We start from the raw sequence: 24,098 nt of genomic DNA on the forward strand, positions 1-24,098 counted from the left end.
AAAACTTTTGCGTTAACCAAAGTGTTATATTGTCTACTTAACTAATTAAGACGACTACAAATTGTATATACCTTGTGAGGAGGATTTTATCTATTGTGTATTGAAACTATATACAAATTATAAATGAGGTGATACCAATGGGAAGATTAGATAAATATGCACGTCAATCTAAGCGAAAAGAACCTAGCAAAGTACTACCGATTCGACTCCCTGAAAGCATCTACAATCAATTTCGAAAACGATGTGAAGAACTTGGGTTATCCATGTCAGAGGCTGGTTACCTTTTAATTAAGGAGGAAATAGAGGGTGATTTATACACTATGTATACAAATGAAGTAGCAGTAACGACCAATTCACTACAAATTCCTATACAAAAAGAAGATTGTACGACTACGAAAGTGATTGATCGAAAAACTTCCATGCCTTCCACACGTTGGACCTCAACACCTTACGAAGTAGAGAATGAATTGCCTTGCCCTTTATGTAATCAATGGTATAGTAAAGCTAATTTTTCTCGCCATGCAAAACATCATAATTTTACTACAAGAGAAATCTTAGAATCTCATCAAGAAATTATTAATCAAATGATTAAACGTCGTAAGAATAATTGAAAATCTCTTCTGTATCAATATCTATTATTATTTACTTAATTTTAAATATGTAAAACGTATAACTAACTTCTAAATTATTAAGTTTTAACTAATACATCTAATGTAGACAAATAAGGCATTTTTCTACAAAGTAGATAAATGTTAAAACTTTTATTTTTAAAATAAATTAATAATTAATTCTTTATACAACATAAAATCAAACAGTATTTATTTTAAAGGTTAAAAATAAATGATTTTTTAGTTGATTAATCCTTTATATTTTATCTAATATTTCTGTTTAGAATATAAAATATTTTTCGTAAGTGAATAAACACAAAAGGAAGACTCTTCCTTTTAGAATTAAATCATAACAACCAATCCAAAGAAAGAAGGCCTTCCTATGAGTGCATGCTACACACAGAGTTTCGATATCTCGATATCGTCATCCCTCAAGATTGAAATGGTGATTTTAAAGAACAGACAGTGGATCCTTACGGACTAGCAAAGGTGATGTCTGAACGGGTAGAGACCTATCAAGATTGAAATTTGTGCGTCTATTTGGATACCAGGTATAATGTATATTGCCTTAAAACGAGGTACTGTATTAAAAGAAATTTTCTATTTTGCGATCGGCATTCGTGAAGATGAATCTAAGGAGGCACGTGGTTATAGTTATACTATCGCTCCTAACGAATCTGCTTTTGTCTAGAAAGACCTTTTAGAAGATACCAAATCTAGCGATACGAAAGGGGTTCTGTTATTGATTTCAGAAGGCGCTGAAGTCTGTAAAGATTTTAAGAGCTTGTACCTTGCGGAGAGTCCTGAAATGGGCCAACAGGCCCTGCGTTCGCTTGCTAGAAAGTGAGGTGGATTTATTCAAAAGTTATAAAAACATCGCTTAATAACCCTTATTTGTTTACGTTTTACAACATATGGTTTATTAAACTCTCTAGAATTGAAAATTCAATGTAATGGTTTACGAATTCATAGGGTGCATAGAAAATAGTACAGAATCCTTCTAGTTCCCCTCGGGGGAAGAACTAATAGAGCTGTAAGACTTATGGCAGATATAGATGACACTTTTAGATTCAACAATAATAAACAACTTAATGCTTACGCTAGAGTAGATATCCAACGTTTTTAGTCCCAAAAAACATTTTATAAAAAAGAATCAATAAAAGAGGGAATAAATAATAAACACTCTAGAAAACTACTGCTTACCATTATTCAAAATATAATTAAGTTATATCGTTTAAAAAATAACTAGTTATTGTAGAATAAAAGTGCAAAAATTTGCAGAAGAAAATGTAGGGGCCTAAACTTACTTTAGTACGTGCGTAAGAGAAGAAACTCCAGTCACTTTAAGTTATCTCTTCCTTTATTGGTATCGAATTAATTAAGTGAAGATTATTATTCATAATCTATTCACCTCCTATATAGTCTTCTAAAATCTTCTTTTTCTCTTTTTCATATGTGATCTCTTTACCAAATAATGCTTTTGCTCCCTGATTATCATTCCATACATCCTTAATTTTATTCCTTTTACTTTCCGTTTCAAAAACAAAGGCAGAATTAATATCATGACAGTGATTGATGTAATTAGGCTTCCTTAATTTTTCGTTTGGAAGTCTAATTGCCCCCATCCATCCTTCTACTTTATGTTTGTGACCTTTTATATAATCCTCTACATTATAGATAAAGCAATTAAATGAACTAGAAAAATTAAAATATCTTGCAAGCCTATTGTTTATGGAATCATAAATATAACCGTTTTGACAAATTAAAACAGCCGTTCCATCCTTATGATTGTAGTTTTTCAATTGTTTAATGAATGTTTTATGGTACATATCATCGCTATGCAAATGAACTTCATAGAAATATTTATAACGAACTATATGTTCATTAACTGCTTTTTCATAACTATCATGCGCTATAAAATTTATATTAGAGGGAATGGATGGATATTTCAAAAGTGCTTGTTCAATTAAAGACTTAGATTTAACATGATAAACTACGTATGCAATAAAATCTTGATTAGTTTGATTTTTAAGGCTTTTTAGAGTGTAATTCATAAAAATCGAGATACGCTTATCAATCCATTCTTTTGTTAGAGCTATATATCCTTTTCCTAATACATTCATATTGTTAAAGGGTATATACACAATAATTTTTTTATGCATGCTTTCAATCTCCTCTTAAATACTTCCTTTTTATTCGATTTTTAGTTAGATGAAAAATCCGATCTATTATTAAAAATTAAATTATTATATTGAAAATAGCCCTTTAGCATCGCCTGTTATTATCATTAGTCAAATAATAAATATATTTACATTCAATACATTTAGCAAAAATACTTAAACTTGGAAGTTAAGAGAGGGTATAAACGAGTGCCAGTTTAATAGAATAGAAAATCAGTTTATTTACATAAATGTAGAATGTAGTCTGAAAGTGAGAATTTCAAATTTTTTAATGTAATTATTTTTAGTATTGATACAATTCGGGAATTTTCGTTGTATTATATTGACCTGATTAAAATTATAGTTATTGAAATCTATTCATTCCCTATATAGTCTTTTAAAATCTTTTTTTTCTCATCTTCATTGGTAATTTCTTCGCCAAACAATGCTGTTGCTCCCTGATTATTATTCCATACATCCTTAATTTTATTTCTTTTTCTTTCTACTTCAAAATAAAAAGCGGAATTAGTATCATGGCAATGATTTATATAATTAGGTTTCTCTAGTTTCTCATGGGGAAGTCTAATTGCTGTGACCCACCCTACTACTTTATGTCTGTGACCTTTTATATAGTCCTTTACATTATAGACAAAGCAATTAAATGAACTAGAGAAATTAAAGTATTTTGCAAGCCTATTGTTTATAGAATCATAAATATAGCCATTTTGACAAATTAAAACAGCTGTTTGACTTTTATGTTTATAATTTTGTAGCTGTTTAACAAATGTTTTATGGTACATGTCATCACTATAAAGGTGGAGCTCGTAGAAATATTTGTAATTTTTTATAATCTCTTTTACTTTAACCTCATAATTATCATTTGGAATAAAACGTATGTTGTAGGGGAGGGGGGGATATTTTGCAAGTGTTTGTTCAATAATCTTTTTAGACTTTATATGATAAACTACGTAGGCAATAAAGTTCTGATTAGTTTGATTTCTAAGACTCTTTAAAGTGTAATTCATAAAAATCGAGATACGTTTATCAATCCATTCTTTCGTTAGAGCTATATGCCCTTTTCCTAATACGTCCATGTTGTTAAAGGGTATATACACAATAATTTTTTTATTCATATTCTTAACCATTCCTCTTTTAATTATAGTAATCAAATGTTCTAATCTGTAGGATTAATATAGATGCTAAATAAACTTACTGAGACCTATAATAATTTTCGGGCCGGCGATAATTTTGTGTAAATTATAATTTCCTTTTTTGTGAGCAATATCCACTATTTTGTTTTAAATATTATTTGTAGCTCTGCATGAATTTTATCAAAGTCAATATGGCACCGTGCAGCAAAATGTTGATTGTCCTAATCAAACTGGGAAGCGAGAAATCGTTCAAGAGCCTCTTCGTTAGGAAATTACTCTTTACATTTACTATATTTCTTAATTTATTTGTTAAACCACTCGATTAAGTTTGTGGAGTACATATTTCTCCAGATGGGTTTAGAAAAGTTGTAAAACGTAAACAAATAAAGGTTATTAAGCGATGACTTTGTAATTTTTGGATAAATCCACTTCACTTTCCAGCAAGCGAACGCAGGGCCTGTTGGCCCATTTCGGGACTCTCTGCACGGTACAAGCTCTTAAAATCTTTACAGACTTCAGCGCCTTCTGAAATCAATAACAGAATCTCTTTCGTATCGCTAGATTTGGTATCTTCTAAAAGGTATTTCTATATAAAGGAATATTAGTTAGGAGCGATAGTATAACTATAACCACGTGCCTCCTTAGATTCATCTTCGCGAATGACGATCGCAAACACAGTATCTCGTTTTAAGGCAATATACATTATACCTGGTATCCAAATAGACGCACAAATTTCAATCTTGATAGGTCTCTACCCGTTCAGACATCACCTTTGCTAGTCCGTAAGGATCCACTGTCTGTTCTTTAAAATCACCATTTCAATCTTGAGGGATGACGATATCGAGATATCGAAACTCTGTGTGTAGCATGCACTCATAGGAAGGCCTTCTTTCTTTGGATTGGTTGTTATGATTTAATTCTAAAAGGAAGACTCTTCCTTTTAGGGTTTATTCCATATAAATTTATTAATTATTGGTGTGTAACTTTGTATAATTTTAATAATTTTTATTGATACATTTTCGTCTATATAATCGGAAGCTAATATCATAGGTTCTTTGTTTTTCCATATTTTTCGAACTAAATTCACTGATTGAAGAATTTCCCTCTCTTTAATTCCTCCTACTATAACTGTACCTTTATCTAAAACCTCTGGTCTTTCTGTTGAAGTTCTAATAAGCACTCCGGGAAAACCAAGAATTGCTGACTCTTCAGATAATGTACCGCTATCTGATAATACACAGAATGAATTTAATTGAAGTTTGTTATAATCGAAATAACCAAAGGGTTTTAATTGCTTAATAAGTGGATGAAACTTAAATCCGCTTTCATCAATTTTTTTCCAACTCCTGGGGTGTGTAGAGTAGACTAAAGGTAATTGATGAATCTCAGCAATTTTATTTAGAGTGTTCATTAATGACGTGAAATTTTCGATATTATCGATGTTTTCTTCTCTGTGAGCTGAAACAACAATATATTTTTCAGATTCAAGGCCTAAATTATCTAAGATTTTGCTTTCATTTATTTTCTTTATGTTTTTTCGGATAACTTCAGTCATCGGTGATCCAGTTACAAAAATATGTTCCTTGCGAATGCCTTCAGATAGTAAGTACCTTCTACTATGCTCTGTGTATGGCAGGTTTATATCTGCGGTGTGGTCAACAATTTTTCTGTTAACTTCTTCAGGAACATTTTGATCAAAACACCTATTTCCTGCTTCCATATGGAAAATTGGCACTTTTAAACGCTTAGCTGCAATAGCAGATAAGCAGCTATTGGTATCGCCTAGAATTAAAAGCGCATCAGGTTTAACTTTTTCTAAAACTTGATAGGATTTAGAAATGATGTTTCCTATTGTATCGCCTAAATTAGTACCTGCAACATTTAGGTAGTAATCGGGTTCTCTTATTCCTAAATCATCAAAAAATACTCTATTGAGCTCATAATCCCAGTTCTGCCCTGTGTGTACAAGAACATGATTAAAATATTTATCACATGCTTTTATCGTTTCAGATAGTCTTATAATTTCAGGCCTTGTTCCAATAATTGTTATTAATTTAATTTTTTTCATTATCTAAACCTCCCTAAAATAAGTATCTGATCTTTCTGAATCAAAAAATTCATTTGCCCAGAAGAGGGTTATTAAATCTGTTTTACCTGTATTTGTTATAGAATGTGTATATCCAGTAGGTATATCCAATACTTCTAACTCTTTACTAGAGACTTTATATTCAATGATATCTTCATTTTGAATATTACGAAATTTGATTACCGCTTCACCTTGGACGACAAGAAACTTTTCTACTTTTGTATGATGCCAGTGATTCCCTCTAGTAATACCAGGTTTTGTCTGGGATATAAAAATTTGTCCAAACTCTTTTGATTTAATAAATTCGGTAAGCCAACCTCGCTTATCTCTAATCATTTTTAGTTTATATCCAAAATTATTTTCAGGGAGGTAAGAAAGATAGGTAGAATATAAGAATTTCTGGAGATCATCGTTAAAATTCTGCATAATAAGGGTTTTTCTACTTTCTTTAAAAGAATAAAGCATTTTAGCCAATTCATCTAATGTAACGTGAAAGGTTCGTTTGATAGTGCAAAAAGTATCATGATTTCTATTCTCACACTCGTTTAGAGTAGCTATAAATTCATCCACAACATCATCAATATAAACGAGATTCAATTTATTACCAGCATTACTTATTTGTATTGGTAGATTATTTGCTATATTATAGCACCAGGTGGTTACCACTGAGTTATAGTTTGGTTTACCCCACTTTCCAAAGACATTTGCTAATCTATATATATATATTTTTGTATTATTCTCTTTTCCGTATTTTAGAAGAACGTCTTCGGCATTTTTTTTACTAATTCCATAAGGACTATCTAACTCTGCCTGAATAGAGGAAGAAAAAAGTATTGGTATTTTCCTATCTGTAAATTTTAATGCATTAACTAATTCCTCTGTAAGAGAGGTATTTCCATTTTTAAAATCTAGAATATTTTCTGATCGATTTACTCCGGCTAGATGATATATAAAATCCACTTTAGATAAATAAAATTTTAAATCTTTAAATGTGTCTTCTCTTCCATATTTTATTATCTTAACATTGGGTAACTCTTCAAGAGTTGCCACTAGATTTTTTCCTATAAAGCCGTATGCACCGGTAACTAAGACCGTTTTCATAGCTTGTTACTCACATCCTTCTGACTCAAAATTATTAACTATCGTATATTTTAATGCAGTTTTAAGTTTCTTAAAATAATAAGCATCTTTCCAATGTTATGGTTATTATTCACACAGGGTTTAATGTTTTTAAATGGAGGTAATTTTTACCGAGGGATATTTTTATTATAGAAATCCTCCTTTTTTTAGCATTCTTTCTATATTTTCTTGATTCATTAGATAATCATTAGATTGATATTTTATGAAGGGAACTTTTTCGAGATGTTGATATTTACTGTAAAGCTTATAGGAAGGGTGTGTTGGAAGAATAACATAATATTGATCACTAAATTTTAAGGTATGGGGGGATTCGTATTGGGAAACTAAAACTTCATGTAACTTTTCACCAGGACGTATTCCCACGTCTTTAACTTTCACTGGATTTGATGAAAGTTTTTGTCCTAATACATCTATTAAGTCAATAATGCGACAAGCATTCATTTTCATTACAAAAATTTCTCCCCCGATAGCTACTTCTGATGCTTTTAAAAGTAAATTAATAGCTTCGGATATAGTTAAAAAGAAGCGTGTCATTTCTTTTGAGGTTAAAGTTACCTCCTTACCTAATAATATTTGGTTCTTAAAAATTGGAACAGCACTTCCATTTGTTCCAAGCACATTTCCTCCTCTGATACATACAAAACTTGTTGTTTCACTTAGGGAGTTGGCTTGTATCATTAATCTTTCTCCAAATGACTTAGTCATTCCGTAAAAATTTATGGGTTCAGCAGCTTTATCTGTTGAAACATCAATTACTTTCTGTACGCGATTAATAATACTTGCTCGTATAATATTTTCTGTTCCGATTACATTTGTTTTAAGTGTTTCACCAGGTTGAGCTTCACATATTGGTACATGCTTAAGGGCAGCCAAATGAAAAACATAATCCACATTTTTAGTGGCTTCTTCAACGGCCTGGAAATCTCTTACATCCCCTATAATAAATTTTAGACAAGAATTGTTGTTAAACGCTTGTTGCATGTAAACTTGGGAGAATTCATTCCTAGAGAAAATTCTAATTTCCTTTGGGTTATGGGCTAATAAGTTACGAGTAAGTTCTTGCCCCCAAGAACCTGTCCCTCCCGTTATTAAAATTACTTTATTTTGATACATAATTTCTCCTCCTGATTCATTTAAACTTAACAATTACCTTGGTTACATAAATTCCTTTAAAATATCTCTAACTTTTTTTGGATCAGTAATAATGCTTTTGGCATCAACACGCCCGGTGTTAGTATCTTTTGTTCCTAATCTTTTATTAGAAACATTCTGTTTGTGTATTACATTTACGTAATTACGATTCTTTAGAAGTTCGTATTTGAATTTTTTAATTACGTTTCTATGACCACCTGGTCTATATCTTTTACCTTCTAAATATTCATCAGATTTATATATATAAACGTAAAACTGCGGAGAGAAATGGTAGTATTGAGCAATCCTATCAGTTACTGAATCGTATAGATAACCATTTTGATTAATTAATACTTCAGTATCTTTCTTAGGTTTATAATCATGTAACTGTTGAATATATGTTTTATGGTATAGGTCATCAGAATCAAGTCTAACAACATAAATATAATCGTTAGATTGACAGCTTTCTTTTAGTCCATTCATATGTTCAGCCTTGTTTACAAACTTAATATTGTTTGGAAGTTTTTTGTGTTGTGCGAGAGCTTTTTTTATAAGCTTTTCTGTACTGTCTTCATAGCGTACTAGGGTTAAGAAATTTTGATTTGTTTGTTTTTTTAAGCTACTGACAGCATATTTCATAAACAAGGCCATTCTGTGGTCAATCCACTTTTTTTCAAATCTATCAGGTGTAAAACCAAAGGAATTAAAGTGGATTTCTACAATAATCTTTTTTTTCATTTTATTTTCCTCCTTTATTAATTCGAATTTTACTTTTATAACAAATAGCTCTCTTTGAAATTGCATTTTTTCTAATGATTGATTAGGGTTACATTTTATAACCTAATTTAGATATTCTTTATTAAATACGATTATAGTAAATATTTCAAAAAAAGATCTTTAATAGGTTAGCAACATCATCTGCACCATTCTTATAAATTAACTTTTGAGTGATGTTTTTCATAAGAAGCTGCTGTTGTGGTTTTAGTGCCATGTTAATAGCTTTTTCTATCTCTGGTATACTTTCATTTTTTATTACCCTTGCAGCACCTACTCTTTCGGCACTTAAGGCTCGAGCTACTTGATCATCTGTTTTTGTCATTTGATTCGGAATGATTATGGCAGGTACATTAAAGAATAATAATTCGTGGAATGAGTTATAACCGCTGGCAGTTATTGCTAAATCGAAAGCGTTATAATAGGATGAGATAGGGTAGTCCCGGATAATTATCAAATTTTCTTGTTCAGGAATTTGTAATCTTTTTCCTATAATTGATTCACTTATCACAATAAAGATATCTTTTCTTTTCCTTAATACAGTAAGGATTTTAGAAATAGTAAGTTTGATATCATTAATATTTCCTGCTCCGAGGCTTACGAAGACAATTTTATGACCCTCCGGAATATTCCATTTTTTCCTTAAAATATCTCTATCTAACAATTCACTTTTCTCTAAATAAATTATCGGATCGCAGTAATAGTGTTTACCTGTTTTCTGTTGTTTTTGAGGTATAAATAGTTCCTTAGGAACTATTATCGTATTAAATTCTTTTTCTTTCATATCTATTTCAGGACGGACTTTCTTTCCTAATCCCCTTCTCATCCACACTTTTTTCATGGCTTTCGTTTCACGCATTGAAGTTATCAATCCTACATACGGATATACCCCATCAAAGAAAAGCAAATTAGGCTGATGAAGCTTTATAATCATGCGTAGATGCTCTTTGAACATTAGATCCCACTTTTCAGAAGGTACATATTCCCGAAAGACTGTTTTGGAAGGGAGGTGGTACCCTAAAAAGCCTTCCTGTAAAATAAGATTCATAGCAGCACTAGTTGAAAAGAATATAATTTCTCTATTTGGATCTAATTTCTTTAACCTTTTAGCTATTGCTAAACACCTAGTTAAATGGCCTAAACCAGCACCATTTGTAGGTATAAAAAGAGTGCAATTGTTCTTTTTTGTACTATTAGCCATTTTTATCTCCACCCCCTAATCGGTAAACCTCAGATTTTCCAAAATGACCTTTTGTAACGTTTCTAGTATCATAAACAAGTTTGGATTTATCGAGAATATCTTGGATAGGAATTAATGAATGATCTGTTAATATCACTAAACAATCTGCTTTTTGTAAAAGTTCATTGGAAAGCGAAACACTAGCTAATTTTTTTCCATCTATAACTATCTCAGGTACAAAGGGATCATGATATTGAACATGTGCTCCTAAATTCAATAAAGAACTAATTATGTGAGAAGCAGGAGATTCTCTTGAATCACTAATGTTCTTTTTATAGGCTACCCCATAAATTAGTATATTTGCTTCATTTATAGGAATCTTAAGTTGAATTAATTTTGTAATTTGTTTTACAATACAGCTAGGGATTGTATGGTTAATTTGATTAGATAGCTGAAGGAATTGGAGATCAAACTCATGTTGTTTTGCTTTCCAATATAGATATAACGGATCTACAGGAATACAGTGACCACCAATTCCCGGTCCAGGATAAAATGGTTGAAAACCATAGGGTTTAGTACTAGCAGCATCAATCACATCCCATACATTAATATTTAATTTATCACACAACATGGAAAATTCATTGATAAAAGAGACATTAACAAACCGATAACTATTTTCAAGGAGCTTTGTGAGTTCTGCTATTTCAGTGGAATTAACTAATATGACTTGTTCATAAATCTTATTATAAAGATCGTAAACACGCTTTTCACAATTAGGGGTAAGACCGCTGACTATTTTAGGAATTTGATTGATTTGGAATAGATCATTGCCTGGGTCTATTCTTTCAGGAGAATACGAAAGGAAAATATCTTTGCCTACGCATAAGTTGCTTTTTTCCAGAATAGGTTGAAGCACTTCTTTTGTAGTTCCAGGATATGTGGAACTTTCTAATATGACTAATTGATTTTTTTGAATTCTTTTGGTTATTGATTCTGCGGCCTCTTGTAAATAACTTAAATCCGGGGAGCCATAAGAAGTTAAGGGAGTTGGAACACATATTATTATGACATTTTGATCTTTTATGGGATCATAGTCATTGGTGACTAAAAAATTTCCAGAGGATATTGCAATCTTAACATCTTCATCTTTTATATCTGGTATATAACTTATTCCTTCATTTAAACTAGAAACTTTAATATCGTCTAAATCAATTCCAGTAACATAGAATCCTTTTTTTATAAGTAACATAGCGAGAGGTAGCCCCATAAAACCCAAGCCTATAACAGCAATACGTATATTTAAGTTATCTTGAAAACAATTCCGGCTTTGTGCGTCCATAAAAATTATCTCCTTTTGAATTCTGTTAAAAAATATACAATTAATTCCTTTTAGAGAGTGTGCATGATTTTGTGTAAATAAATATTTTCTTCTTTCCCCTATGAATATTTATCTGTTATTTGGCCTTGAACATCTTTTCTACTTCTACATAGACTTAATCAAAACTAATATTTTGCCGAAGAGCGCTCAGCAACTGTTCCATCAAATAAAGCCTTTAGAGAATCCCTTCATTTCTTTAAATAGCTGCGTTACCTAATAGGAGGGATTTAATTTAATAGCAAAAGGACTTGCTTCCAGAATCATATCCATTAACATTAATAATACCTTTGCTTAATAATAGTTTTTCTGTTTTTCGCCAGTAACAAAAAAAGTAAGAACTCAAACTAACTTTGAAATTAAAGTCTGACCCTAATAGATTAAATGTTTCTATCGTAATCCCGTCCATAGAGTAATAAGAATGGGGACCTGAATGAACAAGTGAGGAAAGTTAAATTTTCTTATTAGAACCAACATTATAATAATTTCTGCCCTTATTCCAAATATAACCGCACATCTCATAATGTCTTCGGACAACTTTTATGTTAGTGTATGTTAGTATTTGGTTTTTGGTTGAGGAAAAAGCCTTTTTTACACTAAAGGGGTTTTAGCCTACCTTATAATTCTCTCATTTTCGCCTTTGAATTTTTAATTTCATAGAATTTGTCGTTCATAAAGGATAATTGAAACCAAAATTCAATCAATTTATTTGTTGATTTGTGTAAATTTTATAGCTATAAATGTGAATAATCAAATCAAAATAGAGCTGTACAACAAAAAGTTTATCTAAATTTTAAAATGAATAGTTCGAAAGAATTTTCTATATAAAAATTCAAATGTTATTGGACAAGCATCCACACAATTTATTTATCAATAAATAAACTATATTAGTAAGTTAAGAAAGAAGGTGATTATAATAAAAAAGTATTATTTTTATTCTAATAAAAAACTAAATAATCGACATAAAAAGCAGAAAAGAGCAAATATCTTTATTCAAATTAACATTTATAACCATGCTGAAAATGGTGGACAAATTAGTGGTAATGGTGGACAAAATGCTAATCAGGGTGGACAGATTGCTAAAAAAGGCGGGCAGAATGCTAATCAAGGCGGTGTAATTATTAAAAAGTCCGGAAAGAAAACTAAGAAGAAATAATATTGCCCCTTTTAGTGGTACGCTAAGAAAAGCGTACAAAACTTATTCAAAATTAGTAATGGGTAAGATAGAAAATTAATTGATTAATAAACTTCATCTCCAATGATTAAGTTTTGTCTAACAATTGGTATGCAGTTCAATAGAAGGAAGTTTTTGTGATTTTGAACTGTATAATCGTATTAGTAAGTAAAACGTGCGTTGTCCTCTAATTAGAGGTATACATAACATTAAATTTCTTTCCTCAGCAGATAACCCAACCTTATTTGCCTAGGAGGAAGCAAGTAGATGTGAGCTCCTTTACGAACTTATTATGGATTTGTCCGTAAGGACAATACTTTCAGACAATACGTACTAAATTAAGGAAAATATAAGAAAAAACAAAAGAATTTGGAATCAATTTTGAACAGCCCCCTGTCAAGTAGACAGTGGAAATAATAAAAAAAATTAGGCGGTTTGAATCCTATATTCTAATGGACTTAAGCCGTTTAATCTTTCTTGATAACGTTTGTTATTGTAAAAATTGATATAATCATTTATTGATTGTTGTAACGTTTCAATCGTTTCGTACTTATGTAGGTAATATTTTTCACACTTCAACGTTCCCCAAAAAGATTCCATGGGTCCATTATCTATACATTTTCCTGCACGTGACATGCTATGAACCATTTTTGCTTTTTCTACTTTTCTCTTAAATACACGGGACGTGTATTGATACCCTCGATCACTATGAATTAATGGTTGTTCATTCTCTTTTAAGATAGCGATAGCTTGGTCTAATGTTTGAAATACTAATCCGTTATTGTTTGAATCTCCCAATACATAACTAATAATGGATTTATCGTAAAGGTCTAAAATGGCGCTTAAGTAGGCTTTTCTTCCATTTCCTAATTTAAACTCCGTGACATCTGTTACCCATTTTTCATTTGGCTTGCTTGCAGTGAACTCACGATTGAGTCGGTTTTCTGCGACATATTGGGCAGAGGAAGGGACATAACGCTTTCTTTTCCTACGAATTACAGATTGTAATCCAGCGATATGCATTAAACGATAAATACGTTTGTGATTAAACGTTTTACCATATAGTCTATTAATATTTAATTTCATTCTTCGATACCCATAGATACCTCCGACTCGTGCATAAATAGTTCGAATATCTTGAAGGATTGCTTTATTTTCTAATTCTCTTGCTGTGGGCGTACGCTGTAGCCATTTATAATAAGCAGCACGAGATACACCAGATATTTCACATAAAAGGATTATGGGGAGATTTTCATTTGTATGTAAATCTTGAATTGCCATGTATTTATTATGTAGATGAACGCTTGTTAACGACGCCTCCTTTCGAGTTCTTCCAACTTTTTTAAAAAAGCATTTTCTGCGTGTAAACGTTTATTTTCTCGCTCTAAACGTTTCATTTCCATCTTGAGCTTTTCTTCCTCTGTCAATTCGTCTTCCTGTTTATTTCGACCGCGTTTATCTTTTAAGGCTTCTTCACCGTGCGCTTCAAACTTCTTCACCCATTGATATACCTGTTGATAAGAAACCTCATAGCTTTCGGCTGCGAGCTGATAGTTTTTCCGATGTTGTAGACAGTAATTCACAATTTGAATGCGTTCTTCTAACGTTGTTTTTCTTCTATTTGTCATAGAGTTTGTCAGTCCTTTACCGGTATCTTTTAATTCTCTATGACTATTATACTTTTTAATCCATTTTCTCAAAACCGCAGTACGGGATATATTATATTTTTGAATAACTTGGCTTAACGAATAATGCCCTGATAGATAATCATTGACGGCTGCTAATTTTAGATCTTTAGAATAAGATTTCCAAGAAGTTGCGTCTGTTAAGCCGTCTTCACCGTCTATTTCATACCTTCTCTTCCAGTCTCTAATCGTACCAGGATCAACCGAAAACTTTGCCATAATGTCGGCTATCGAATGATACCCATCTTCATAAAGAGCTAAAATAGCCAATTTTTCGTTTTTAGAATATTTTATTCGAGCCATAGTAAAAACTCCCCTTAGATAAACAGATTTTATTTTTTATCTGTCTACCTAACGGGGAGCATATCATTTCAATTCCAAATTCTTTTGTTTTTTTTTCTAATTAAAGGATATCTAATTTGATCAATATCGCCACTAGGAGTTGAACAAGAATTTGAACATTAGCTGCAATGTCAGTGTCTGTAGTAGTCACTTTAACATTTCTTGAATTTTTAACAATTGTACGTTGCTTATTAATTTGTTTAATAGAGGATTTTTGAAAAAGTTCTTGCGCCACTTTATCAGCTTCTGCGCTACTACCCAAAGTAATGGTTAAAATAAGCACAATAGCTGCTTGGAGAGCTGCTTGAATTGACAATCCTACTTTTGTATTCGTTGTATTAACTTCTACATCAGCCGAATCATAAATTAAGATAGATTCTTCAGAATATTGAATAGTTTCAGCTTTTTGAGCTGCTAATTGTTTATTATCATCAAAAATTGGATGAGAAGAAGAGTCTAAGGCACTCCACTTATTACTTTTACATTTCTTCTTATGGTCTTGCTTACTCATATAGTACTTACCGTCTTCTGGGTTATAGTAACTATAATATTTACTCACTTGATCACCATTCCTTTTAAATTTTTTTATTAATGAAAAAATATGCAATGCTTGTACCCAAAAAAATTAAATAAAAAATGGTCTATTTTAGAGTTTTATTGATTCTAGATTGTAGTTCTGATGTGATTTTTTTAATTTTTTCTTTTTGATCGGGTGATAAATTTTTTAGTGCAGATTCTGAAATTCCATATTTATCTAGTACACGTGAAATTAAAGCATCGGCAACGCTATCTGGGTGTTGATTATTAAATGCAGAAGATATAATTTTTTTCAAATTGCTCATTCTCACGAACCCCTCCTATAAAAAATATTCTTAAGTAAGAAATACCTCTAATAGTAGAGTATGCAAGTATTGAAAAGGTGCTTGGACTAATAATGATAGACAAGAATCCATTTTATAGAATTAAAATTAATATATAATTTTTAGACTATTCTTTTAACTAAAGCTTTTTTAGGATTTAAACTTATAATTTCCAATTAATTAAATTTATGTTCTTAATTGCAAAATAAATATCCCCCTCAGTGACTAAGGGAGATATATATATATTATTTCCTAAAGAATCTTGAAATGAATCTTTTAAATAAAGTATTACAGAAACCGAACCGGGAAGTTTCTGCAATACTTTACTTTTATTTTCTGAAAAACATACTCCAGAAACTTTTTGGTTTTGATTCAATATTTTCTTGGGCAGATGCTATAAGTTTTTTAGTATCATTAATTTCTCGTATTGCACTAGTCAATTTTTCATCCCGTTTTTCTAGATTGTTTTCAATATATTTATCCTGATTGCTTAATTTTTCTGTAAGTTGTTCTATAAGCTTTCTTTGTTCATCAAGACGCTGAATAAGTGCGATTTGAAATTGTTCATCTTTTTCAGATCTATTAAGCAAATCTTGGATTTTTTCTTCAAGGGAATCTACTTTTTTTTCAAGTTTTGATTGTACATCAACTGCTTCTGGTATGATTTCTCCCTGAAGCCACTGATTTATCATTTTATAGCTCCAGTTTTGCTCCTGAATTCTTTTTTTTATTTCAATTAATAAATCAATGTTTTGTTTATTATATCTTCTATGTCCTCCCTCAGTTCGTTGAATTTGGAGGTTAAATTCTTTCTCATATAAACGCACCAGGTCAATACTTAATCCAGTTAGCTTTACAGTATCTTTCAAAGTATAAACAACGCCATCATTTGTTTCTTTAGACATTTTTCTAGAGTTCTCCTTTCTATATAAAAATCTAGATACTCATCAAAGTTGATATATCAAGGCTAATAACGATTCTAGAATCTACTTGTACTAGATATTACTCGAGATTTATATTCCTAGTAAAATTCTATTAATATTTTGGTAATTCCTCTATTGTGTGCCGGTTTTTGTTTTGCTTTATGTAAGTTCAATATTTTCTCTAGTTAATTCTAGATAAAATTATGAACTTTGCAAGAGTAGAAATATATATTTTAAATATATATTATCAATTCTAATGTTTAGGCTGCATGGGATTTTAAAAATAATATCTGGAAACTTAATTAGATAATCTAAATGTTTCATAGATGAATCCCGTTTTTAGGACATTAAGTCTAAACCTTCTTGTTTATATGTGCATATGCTACTAGAGCTTTCTTTTTTATAGTTGAGATATGAAATTTCATAAAAACAAAAAAAATAATAGCACGTTTATAAAATTCTTTATGCATAAATGAAAGGAGTTAATATTTTGGGTTCAGATGGAAATCATAAGAAGGTAAATAGACATAGTAATAGTTGTCCCCGTTGTGGCCTTTGTTCCTGTTGTTGTGTAATTAAATGTCCTCCAGGAAAACAAGGACCCTCAGGGAAACAAGGAAAACAAGGACTTCCAGGAAAGCAAGGGCCTGCGGGAAAACAGGGAAAACAAGGAAAACAAGGACCCCCAGGAAAGCAAGGGCCTGCGGGGAAACAAGGAAGACAAGGCGCAACAGGCCCAAGAGGACTGAATGGCATAACAGGAAAAATTGGAGCCACGGGCGCAACTGGAGCCACCGGTGCAACAGGTCCAAGAGGACTGGACGGCGCTACTGGAGTGACAGGCGTAACAGGCCCACAAGGGCCAGCCGGAGGTCCAACAGGTCCGACAGGCCCAAGAGGACTGAATGGTATAACAGGAGAAATTGGAGCCACGGGTGTAACTGGAGCCACAGGCGCAACTGGAACCACAGGCGCAACTGGAGCCACAGGAGAACCTGGAGCCATGGGTGTAACTGGAGCTACAGGAGAAATTGGAGCCACGGGTGTAACTGGAGCCACGGGTGTAACTGGAGCCACAGGAGAACCTGGAGCCACGGGTGTAACTGGAGCTACAGGAGAAATTGGAGCCATAGGCGCAACTGGAGCCACAGGAGAACCTGGAACCACAGGCGCAACTGGAGCCACAGGAGAACCTGGAGCCACGGGTGTAACTGGAGCTACAGGAGAAATTGGAGCCACAGGAGAACCTGGAACCACAGGCGCAACTGGAGCCACGGGTGTAACTGGAGCTACAGGAGAAATTGGAGCCACGGGTGTAACTGGAGCCACGGGTGTAACTGGAGCTACAGGAGAAATTGGAGCCACAGGTGTAACTGGAGCCACAGGTGTAACTGGAGCCACGGGTGTAACTGGAGCCACGGGTGTAACTGGAGCCACAGGTGTAACTGGAGCCACGGGTGTAACTGGAGCCACGGGTGTAACTGGAGCCACAGGTGTAACTGGAGCCACAGGTGTAACTGGAGCCACAGGTGTAACTGGAGCCACGGGTGTAACTGGAGCCACAGGTGTAACTGGAGCCACAGGTGTAACTGGAGCCACAGGTGTAACTGGAGCCACGGGTGTAACTGGAGCCACGGGTGTAACTGGATCAAGTGGCGGTAATACAAAAGCAATTTTATTTGGTGGGGTTAATACGGGATTCCAAAGGATAGCTGGTTCTCCAGGTGCAACTTCTCAAACTATACCTTATGTAACTGGAGGAGCTGGAAATATAGCAGGTTTCTCAGGATCTATAAACGTTAACAATTTATCACCTGGAACTTATAATTTTCAAGTGTGTTCGAATGTAAATAATAATGCTTCAGCACCTACATCTAGTGAAATTATAGCTACTATTGCATTAACAGTAACTGCTACAACAACTGGAACTTTTAAATTTAGTATTCGTTCTACAGATGTAGGAGCACAACCTGTATTTGTTTCGAATAGTGGACCGTACGGTATAGCTCCAGCTACAGTTACATGGAGTAGTAATATTGTAGGGAATCCAGTAGCATTTAGAGATGCTATTTCACTATATTCAAACCCTACTCCTGCAACAAGTGCAGTGTATACCATATATTTAAATACTGGTATCTGATAAGTAGATATAAATGTAATAGCAACTATAATTTGTTTTCATCAACGTTTTAAGTATAAGAAGTTTTTAAAAAATAAAGTGTTTATAACTCTTGATATTACAAGGGTTTCAACGAATCTAGAATGCACTTTATCTAGACTGAATTCGAGATATTTAGTTTTAAATGGAAGATAGTCGCACAAATATTTTTCTCTATATATTTTTTAATTTTCGAGGAGAAGCTAGAGCTTTAATATCTCTTGATAATTCTTGATAATAAAGGGTTTATAGTGAATCTAGAATGTACTTTGTCTAGAATTTAACCAAGAATATCAATTCTGTTTAAATTCTAGGATAGAAATCTAAAAATTTAGTTCTCATATGTTCGATGTTTTCCTTCATAGATAGTATATCTATAGTACTTCATTAATCTAATTGCATAATAAATTCACTCCTTTAACAATGTGAATAACAGGATTTCGCACCACCTAGTTTAACTAAAGTTAAACTAGGTGGTGCGTTCTAGAATTAGTTAGTCTGGTGAAAAAATATAAGTTGAACTAATAAATACATATCACTGTTATAGCATGTTTTGAAAGGATATTAAGTTAAACTTAATTTTAAATTATTTTTTATTTTGATTTTAGATATCTTTTAAACCGGTATAGAGCATGACGACTAGATAGCCCAAAGTAAGAAATAATGTTTTCGTTTGCATATCCTTTGCGAATTTTGTCTAATATACAGCTATTTCGAAAGTGAGTAGATCTTACGTGAGCTTTTATGCCTGAACGTTTAACTTCTCTTTCAATCATACGCTTTGTTCCGATTACACTAATCCTTTTAGGCTTTTTTAAGCTGTAATCATACCAATAAGCCATTTTTTGAGGATGAAAAGAAATAAACAATGGATCGTCTGTATAGTCTTTGGGTCTAAATAATAAAGGTATTGTTGATAGGTAGTGATATATGATTTTCTTATCATGTGTAGCAAGATCTAAGGTGCGATTGGTTTTGTTAGTCCTAATGGTTAATGTATTTTGTCCAAAATTAATGTCTTGTATGTTTAGAGATACGACTTCATTAATCGTGAGGCCGTAACGAAGCATAAGGACTAATATGGAATGGTTACGAGGTCCAATATATTTATGTATCTGCAATTGAATATCACTTAGATGTTTATGACTTACAACAGAATTTAAAAGGATTGAAGCATCAGCTTCCGTTATAAAGTCAGTGTCAGTTAACTCTCGCTGCTTTTTTGTTGTTGCCTTTAGTATACCCAGGTGATCTGTGAGATTATAGTATTTCAATAAGCCATTCAAATGTGATGCTACGCGTCTTAAAGTCGCTTCTGACAGTTTTTTTTCTTTTAGATACATAAAGTATCCTTCGTAATATTTTTGGTGTTTTGGTAAGCTTCCTTGATCTATTTTTGAGTGATAACGAGTTAGCCATTCAAAAAACTTCTCTAAATCATGCTGATACATTGAAATCGTAGAAGTTTTCCTCCCAGATTCATCTAAATAAGCAAGGAAGTCCTGAAGAATAATAGGATTATTCAAGTGAGAGCACATCCAATCTAGGTAAATTTAATATACTGTCATTATAACAGAAATTAAGAAATTCGCTCACTAAATGTTTTTTAAGGTTCTGTATATTAAATTTACCTTCATTTGAAAATCCATATAAAAAAACACGCCGTTAAAAGCGTGTTTTTTTATATGACAGTTCAATTTAAGTTTTATTTGAAAGCTCACTTTGTAAAAATTCTTTGTAAACCTTTTTTAATTCTTTATCTTTAAAATCATTAACTAGTCTCGGGTCTAAGCCTAATTCTTCACGTTTTTTCAAATCTTCTCTCATATTTCGAATGACTTCTTGTAAACCTGCTTCTTGAGCTTTTTCGATTTCTTGTTGATTCGGTTGTTCTGAACTTAAGACCAACATTTTTTTTAATTCCCGAAACTGAAGCAGCTTTTCTTCAAATTCTATTTGAGTTCCATTTTCTTTAAAGAAAAATTCTTGCTTCTCTTTTAATGTAAAATCTTTAAAGGTTTGTTCTTTATCTCTAGCTTCTGCTATAAAATCTGGAACTAATTCTTTTTTTTGTGTCTTTTTAGAGTTAATACGCTTTGATTCCTGTGAGAGTTTGGCATAATCTTTTTGGATCGCTTTTACTACATAGGAATGAGGATAAGTAACCTCTCCTGTAATTGAACGATCTTGTGTGTATCTTATATTTCTTTCTAGATGTTCTTTTGTAAATTCGGATAAAAGCCATTCTATTTTTTCCGGCTTAACTCCTAAGTTCTCTAAATCATTCTGGACACTGTTTTTATTATCGTCTAACTCCAATGATTCCTGGCTTGATTCTAGCTTTTTCTCCTTAGTAGCACTAGTCTCATTCATTGCAGGAGAACCAGTAATAATGAATTCTATAGATGTTACTTTTCTACCCGTTTTTAATTCAACGAATTCAAAGCGGATGTCAGTTTTATTATTAATTTCTTTTTGGGCGACTGCTAATACTTTACTTTTAAAGTGGCCATACTGTTTATACTTAGTAGGTTCAATAGCTAAAAAATGACGCAATTCTTCGAGAGTTAGTTCTCTTTTTCTCAGACGCTCATATTGCTTAAGCAGCTCATAAATACGAATTGAATAAACTGAATTGAGTCTGACTACATTCTCTAATTGATACGATGTAAATTTTTCTTTAAGCTCTAAAAACAGATACTTTAAGCTAGGGTGAAATTGTAATGTTATGTAGCCTTCATTTTCTTCATAGATAGACGTGATTACCCAGTTGTAATTTCTTTGTTTTCCTTTTTCTTTTATGGTCAGAATCTTTGTTTGCAGACCATTTACAATTTCTTTTAAGTAGGAGTAAAAACCTGTGCCTTTCTTATTCCCTACGATTTCGATGAAATCTTTAGCACGAAATCTATAGGTCTTTAACGTTTCATCGTTAGGCTGTACTTTAGAAGCCATGATTAAAAGGATTCTTTGTTCCTGTAAAGATAATTTATATGTACTCTCAATAAGGATGTTTGATTTAGTTACCCAATTTTTTATATTTATACTTTCCAGATCATATGGTTGAACAACAGTCGTTTTCTTCATAAAATCCCCCATATTTTTCTAAACTATCACTAAAATATCATAAAAGTGATACTGTGTAAATTACATATCAGGGAGCAGCTTGTCCTTATAATTTAACTATCACGCAAAATTAGTGATAGTTCATGAGCATGTTTACCCCTGAAAACATTGCTCAGTGTTGATTTATTACCCCAAATTTTCAATTTGATACGCAAAATTGGTGATAGTTAAAGCATGTCTACATTTTTCACGCAAAATTGGTGATACTTCATAAGCATCTACACTCTTCACGCAAAATTAGTGATGTTTAATCTATATTTACATTTTCAACGCAAAATTAGTGATAGTTCGCGCAAAATTAGTGATAGTTTCACGCAAAATTAGTGATAGTTTCACGCAAAATTAGTGATAGTTCGCGCAAAATTAGTGATAGTTCGCGCAAAATTAGTGATAGTTTAGGCTTATAAATGTTGTAATATCAGTATCTATAGACGGCCTAAAACAATAAAACAATAAAAACAAATATATAAAACAATATATAAAACAGTAAAACAACATAAGAGAATAGTTGTTTTTTGTTTTATAACTTTCAAGATTAATAATTAAGTAAACAAATACATCTTTAGTGAGTTTTTTAGAATATTAAAAGTATATCCAAACGAAGTAATTTTTAATCATGGGTAAAATACAGAGGTTTTATGAGGAGATTATGAATTCTTATTGAATTATAAGATTAATAGACGGTATAATAGAGTCACCAAAACAGTGCGGAATATAAAAAGACTCCAACGTGTGCAAGTGGTGCGCCAACACCCTTACACCGTTAACCCTAAAACAGCTAGGGAAAACACCTGTCGAAGTCCTAATACATAAATTTAATTACGCCTCTATTCTATAGGATAATTAGATTTATTTCAAGGGCGTAGTCTGTCAAAAAATCCGACATCGTTTTCCTATTTTCTGGGATGCGATGTCTTTTTTTGTTCCTGAAAAGGAGAGGATAGACTAATGTCTGCTACGTGTATGCTTACAACAGAAGAATTTGATTATATGAAAAATTATCATAGTTTTATAGAAAACCGTTCTCAACATCAATCAATGAAACGAAAATTACTTAAAGAAATTATAAGCCTCTATGGAGAAAGATTTTATCGCCTTCACGAAGGTACGCGAAAAGCTTTGGACCGACTTTGTTGGTTTGCTGCAGAAAAGGGCTTTTGTTTTCCAGGCAGCACATATCTAGGTAAAACATATGAAAAATCAAAAGGAACAATTGATCGTCATTTAAAAGAACTGCGGAAACAAGGACAAATTGTTACTGTTTATCGTCGCTGCCCTCGTAACAATGGAAAGGGGAATCCAGTACACCTATTTGTGAATCACCCTTATTTTCACCATTGGGTTAAGTATTTACAGCTCAATTTAGAGTCTCATGTTGAAGCAGATGTTGAAGCAGAAAACGCTGAAAGTTCATGTGAGAGTAAGAACAAAGAGGAAAAAAACTGTTCTACCTATAATCTATCTTTAAAAGATTTTAATAATTACATACGTAATAATGTAAATTCCAAACTCTCTTCTGAATATGTACCATCTCTTGTTCCAAAAACTTTTAGAGATGCTGTAAAACCTTTTTTTCCTTATGCAGACGATATCTACAAATTATGGGGGAAAGTTCGTTTAGCTTATAGAATGAGTCGTATTGATAAACCGTTAGAAGATTTAGTTTTTATTTCTGTGCAATCATTTAAAGAGACCATTTTCGCTTACAAGAGAAAACGAATAAAAAATACTTTTACAGCTTATTTCTTTGGAACACTAAGGGGGCAGTTTGCTATTGAACGTAGAAGAGAGGTTCAAAGAAATTCCGATAGTGTGCTATTTTACAACGTTTTAAAAGTTTAATTTCTTCTATAGTAGATACACTTAAATATAATATGATTTCTCCAAAAAAATATATTGACGTTTATTAAAAAATATTATATTATATTAAAGCGTCGTTGAAACATACTATTAACAACGAAGCTAAAAAAAGAATTTTGAAAAGTTGTTGACATTACGTTGATAACTTGATATGATAGTAAAGTCGCTTAAGAGCGGCGGTTGAACTTTGAAAACTGAACAAAGCGACAAACGTCAACGTTAATTTTTATTTTTTAAACGAGCAAGTCAAACATTTCTTCGGAGAGTTTGATCCTGGCTCAGGATGAACGCTGGCGGCGTGCCTAATACATGCAAGTCGAGCGAACTGATTAGAAGCTTGCTTCTATGACGTTAGCGGCGGACGGG

At 32.3% G+C, this 24,098-nt stretch carries 18 protein-coding genes, 1 rRNA gene and 3 pseudogenes; 7 read left to right on the forward strand and 15 right to left on the reverse strand.

The window, feature by feature from the left end; translation table 11 throughout:
* The first annotated feature begins 137 nt into the window (after positions 1 to 137).
* From MMB68_RS25805 to MMB68_RS25815, 3 genes and pseudogenes are all read left to right on the forward strand, one after another.
* On the forward strand, positions 138 to 611 hold the full coding sequence (locus MMB68_RS25805) for a hypothetical protein (RefSeq protein WP_277549567.1): 474 nt from the start codon (positions 138 to 140) through the stop codon (positions 609 to 611).
* A gap of 351 nt (positions 612 to 962) precedes the next feature.
* A pseudogene (locus MMB68_RS25810) lies at positions 963 to 1,520 on the forward strand (IS256 family transposase); the annotation flags it as partial.
* Between the two features lie 76 nt (positions 1,521 to 1,596).
* Positions 1,597 to 1,854, forward strand: a pseudogene (locus tag MMB68_RS25815) (transposase); the annotation flags it as partial.
* A 157-nt stretch (positions 1,855 to 2,011) separates the two neighbouring features.
* On the opposite strand, the gene MMB68_RS25820 reads toward MMB68_RS25815, so the two are convergent.
* The 9 genes and pseudogenes from MMB68_RS25820 to MMB68_RS25860 form a co-directional block, all read right to left on the reverse strand.
* Positions 2,012 to 2,770 (reverse strand): glycosyltransferase, encoded by a 759-nt coding sequence (locus MMB68_RS25820; protein WP_277549568.1) that lies wholly within the window; start codon positions 2,768 to 2,770, stop codon positions 2,012 to 2,014.
* Between the two features lie 371 nt (positions 2,771 to 3,141).
* Positions 3,142 to 3,900, reverse strand: a complete 759-nt coding sequence (locus MMB68_RS25825; protein ID WP_277549569.1) for a glycosyltransferase — start codon at positions 3,898 to 3,900, stop codon at positions 3,142 to 3,144.
* A gap of 155 nt (positions 3,901 to 4,055) precedes the next feature.
* Positions 4,056 to 4,823: pseudogene (locus tag MMB68_RS25830) on the reverse strand (transposase); the annotation flags it as partial.
* A 35-nt stretch (positions 4,824 to 4,858) separates the two neighbouring features.
* Entirely contained in the window at positions 4,859 to 5,986 is a 1,128-nt protein-coding gene (wecB, locus tag MMB68_RS25835) for a non-hydrolyzing UDP-N-acetylglucosamine 2-epimerase (RefSeq protein WP_277549570.1), read from the reverse strand.
* A 3-nt stretch (positions 5,987 to 5,989) separates the two neighbouring features.
* The gene (locus MMB68_RS25840; protein ID WP_277549571.1) at positions 5,990 to 7,105 is read right to left on the reverse strand and encodes a polysaccharide biosynthesis C-terminal domain-containing protein; all 1,116 of its coding nucleotides are present in this window, start codon (positions 7,103 to 7,105) and stop codon (positions 5,990 to 5,992) included.
* A gap of 165 nt (positions 7,106 to 7,270) precedes the next feature.
* Positions 7,271 to 8,257, reverse strand: coding sequence for a polysaccharide biosynthesis protein (locus MMB68_RS25845; RefSeq protein ID WP_277549572.1), 987 nt, complete (start codon positions 8,255 to 8,257; stop codon positions 7,271 to 7,273).
* A gap of 42 nt (positions 8,258 to 8,299) precedes the next feature.
* The gene (locus MMB68_RS25850; protein WP_277549573.1) at positions 8,300 to 9,013 is read right to left on the reverse strand and encodes a glycosyltransferase; all 714 of its coding nucleotides are present in this window, start codon (positions 9,011 to 9,013) and stop codon (positions 8,300 to 8,302) included.
* Between the two features lie 145 nt (positions 9,014 to 9,158).
* A complete protein-coding gene (locus tag MMB68_RS25855; RefSeq protein ID WP_277549574.1) occupies positions 9,159 to 10,250 on the reverse strand; it encodes a glycosyltransferase in 1,092 nt (363 codons plus the stop codon).
* Positions 10,243 to 11,568, reverse strand: a complete 1,326-nt coding sequence (locus tag MMB68_RS25860) for a nucleotide sugar dehydrogenase (protein ID WP_277549575.1) — start codon at positions 11,566 to 11,568, stop codon at positions 10,243 to 10,245. The genes MMB68_RS25855 and MMB68_RS25860 overlap by 8 nt, the downstream gene beginning before the upstream one ends.
* Positions 11,569 to 12,511: 943 nt before the next feature.
* On the opposite strand from MMB68_RS25860, the gene MMB68_RS25865 reads away from it, so the two are divergent.
* Positions 12,512 to 12,760: a hypothetical protein gene (locus MMB68_RS25865; protein WP_277549576.1), complete on the forward strand. Its 249-nt coding sequence runs from the start codon at positions 12,512 to 12,514 to the stop codon at positions 12,758 to 12,760.
* 444 nt (positions 12,761 to 13,204) lie between these two features.
* On the opposite strand, the gene MMB68_RS25870 is transcribed toward MMB68_RS25865, so the two are convergent.
* From MMB68_RS25870 to MMB68_RS25885, 4 genes are all read right to left on the reverse strand, one after another.
* Positions 13,205 to 14,766 (reverse strand): IS3 family transposase gene (locus MMB68_RS25870; RefSeq protein WP_277549577.1). Its coding sequence is split into 2 segments (ribosomal slippage): positions 13,205 to 14,109 and positions 14,109 to 14,766, totalling 1,563 coding nucleotides; the frame shifts between segments, so codons are not numbered across the junction.
* A 100-nt stretch (positions 14,767 to 14,866) separates the two neighbouring features.
* Positions 14,867 to 15,316, reverse strand: coding sequence for a spore coat protein (locus MMB68_RS25875; RefSeq protein WP_277549583.1), 450 nt, complete (start codon positions 15,314 to 15,316; stop codon positions 14,867 to 14,869).
* A gap of 130 nt (positions 15,317 to 15,446) precedes the next feature.
* The gene (locus MMB68_RS25880; RefSeq protein WP_221785242.1) at positions 15,447 to 15,647 is read right to left on the reverse strand and encodes a spore coat protein; all 201 of its coding nucleotides are present in this window, start codon (positions 15,645 to 15,647) and stop codon (positions 15,447 to 15,449) included.
* Between the two features lie 347 nt (positions 15,648 to 15,994).
* Entirely contained in the window at positions 15,995 to 16,570 is a 576-nt protein-coding gene (locus MMB68_RS25885) for a MerR family transcriptional regulator (protein ID WP_277549578.1), read from the reverse strand.
* A 508-nt stretch (positions 16,571 to 17,078) separates the two neighbouring features.
* Here MMB68_RS25885 and MMB68_RS25890 point away from each other — a divergent pair.
* A complete protein-coding gene (locus tag MMB68_RS25890; RefSeq protein WP_277549579.1) occupies positions 17,079 to 18,728 on the forward strand; it encodes a collagen-like domain-containing protein in 1,650 nt (549 codons plus the stop codon).
* Between the two features lie 611 nt (positions 18,729 to 19,339).
* Here MMB68_RS25890 and MMB68_RS25895 read toward each other — a convergent pair.
* Together MMB68_RS25895 and MMB68_RS25900 are read right to left on the reverse strand one after the other, a co-directional pair.
* Complete coding sequence (locus MMB68_RS25895) at positions 19,340 to 20,272, reverse strand: tyrosine-type recombinase/integrase (RefSeq protein ID WP_277549580.1); 933 nt, start codon at positions 20,270 to 20,272, stop codon at positions 19,340 to 19,342.
* 172 nt (positions 20,273 to 20,444) lie between these two features.
* A complete protein-coding gene (locus tag MMB68_RS25900; protein ID WP_277549581.1) occupies positions 20,445 to 21,833 on the reverse strand; it encodes a replication initiation protein in 1,389 nt (462 codons plus the stop codon).
* A gap of 987 nt (positions 21,834 to 22,820) precedes the next feature.
* Here MMB68_RS25900 and MMB68_RS25905 point away from each other — a divergent pair.
* Together MMB68_RS25905 and MMB68_RS25910 are read left to right on the forward strand one after the other, a co-directional pair.
* Positions 22,821 to 23,714: a helix-turn-helix domain-containing protein gene (locus MMB68_RS25905; RefSeq protein WP_277549582.1), complete on the forward strand. Its 894-nt coding sequence runs from the start codon at positions 22,821 to 22,823 to the stop codon at positions 23,712 to 23,714.
* 273 nt (positions 23,715 to 23,987) lie between these two features.
* Positions 23,988 to 24,098 (forward strand): 16S ribosomal RNA (locus MMB68_RS25910); the annotation flags it as partial.

The sequence above is a fragment of the Priestia sp. Y58 genome, from assembly GCF_029522095.1.
In the GTDB taxonomy this organism is placed as follows: domain Bacteria; phylum Bacillota; class Bacilli; order Bacillales; family Bacillaceae_H; genus Priestia; species Priestia megaterium_E.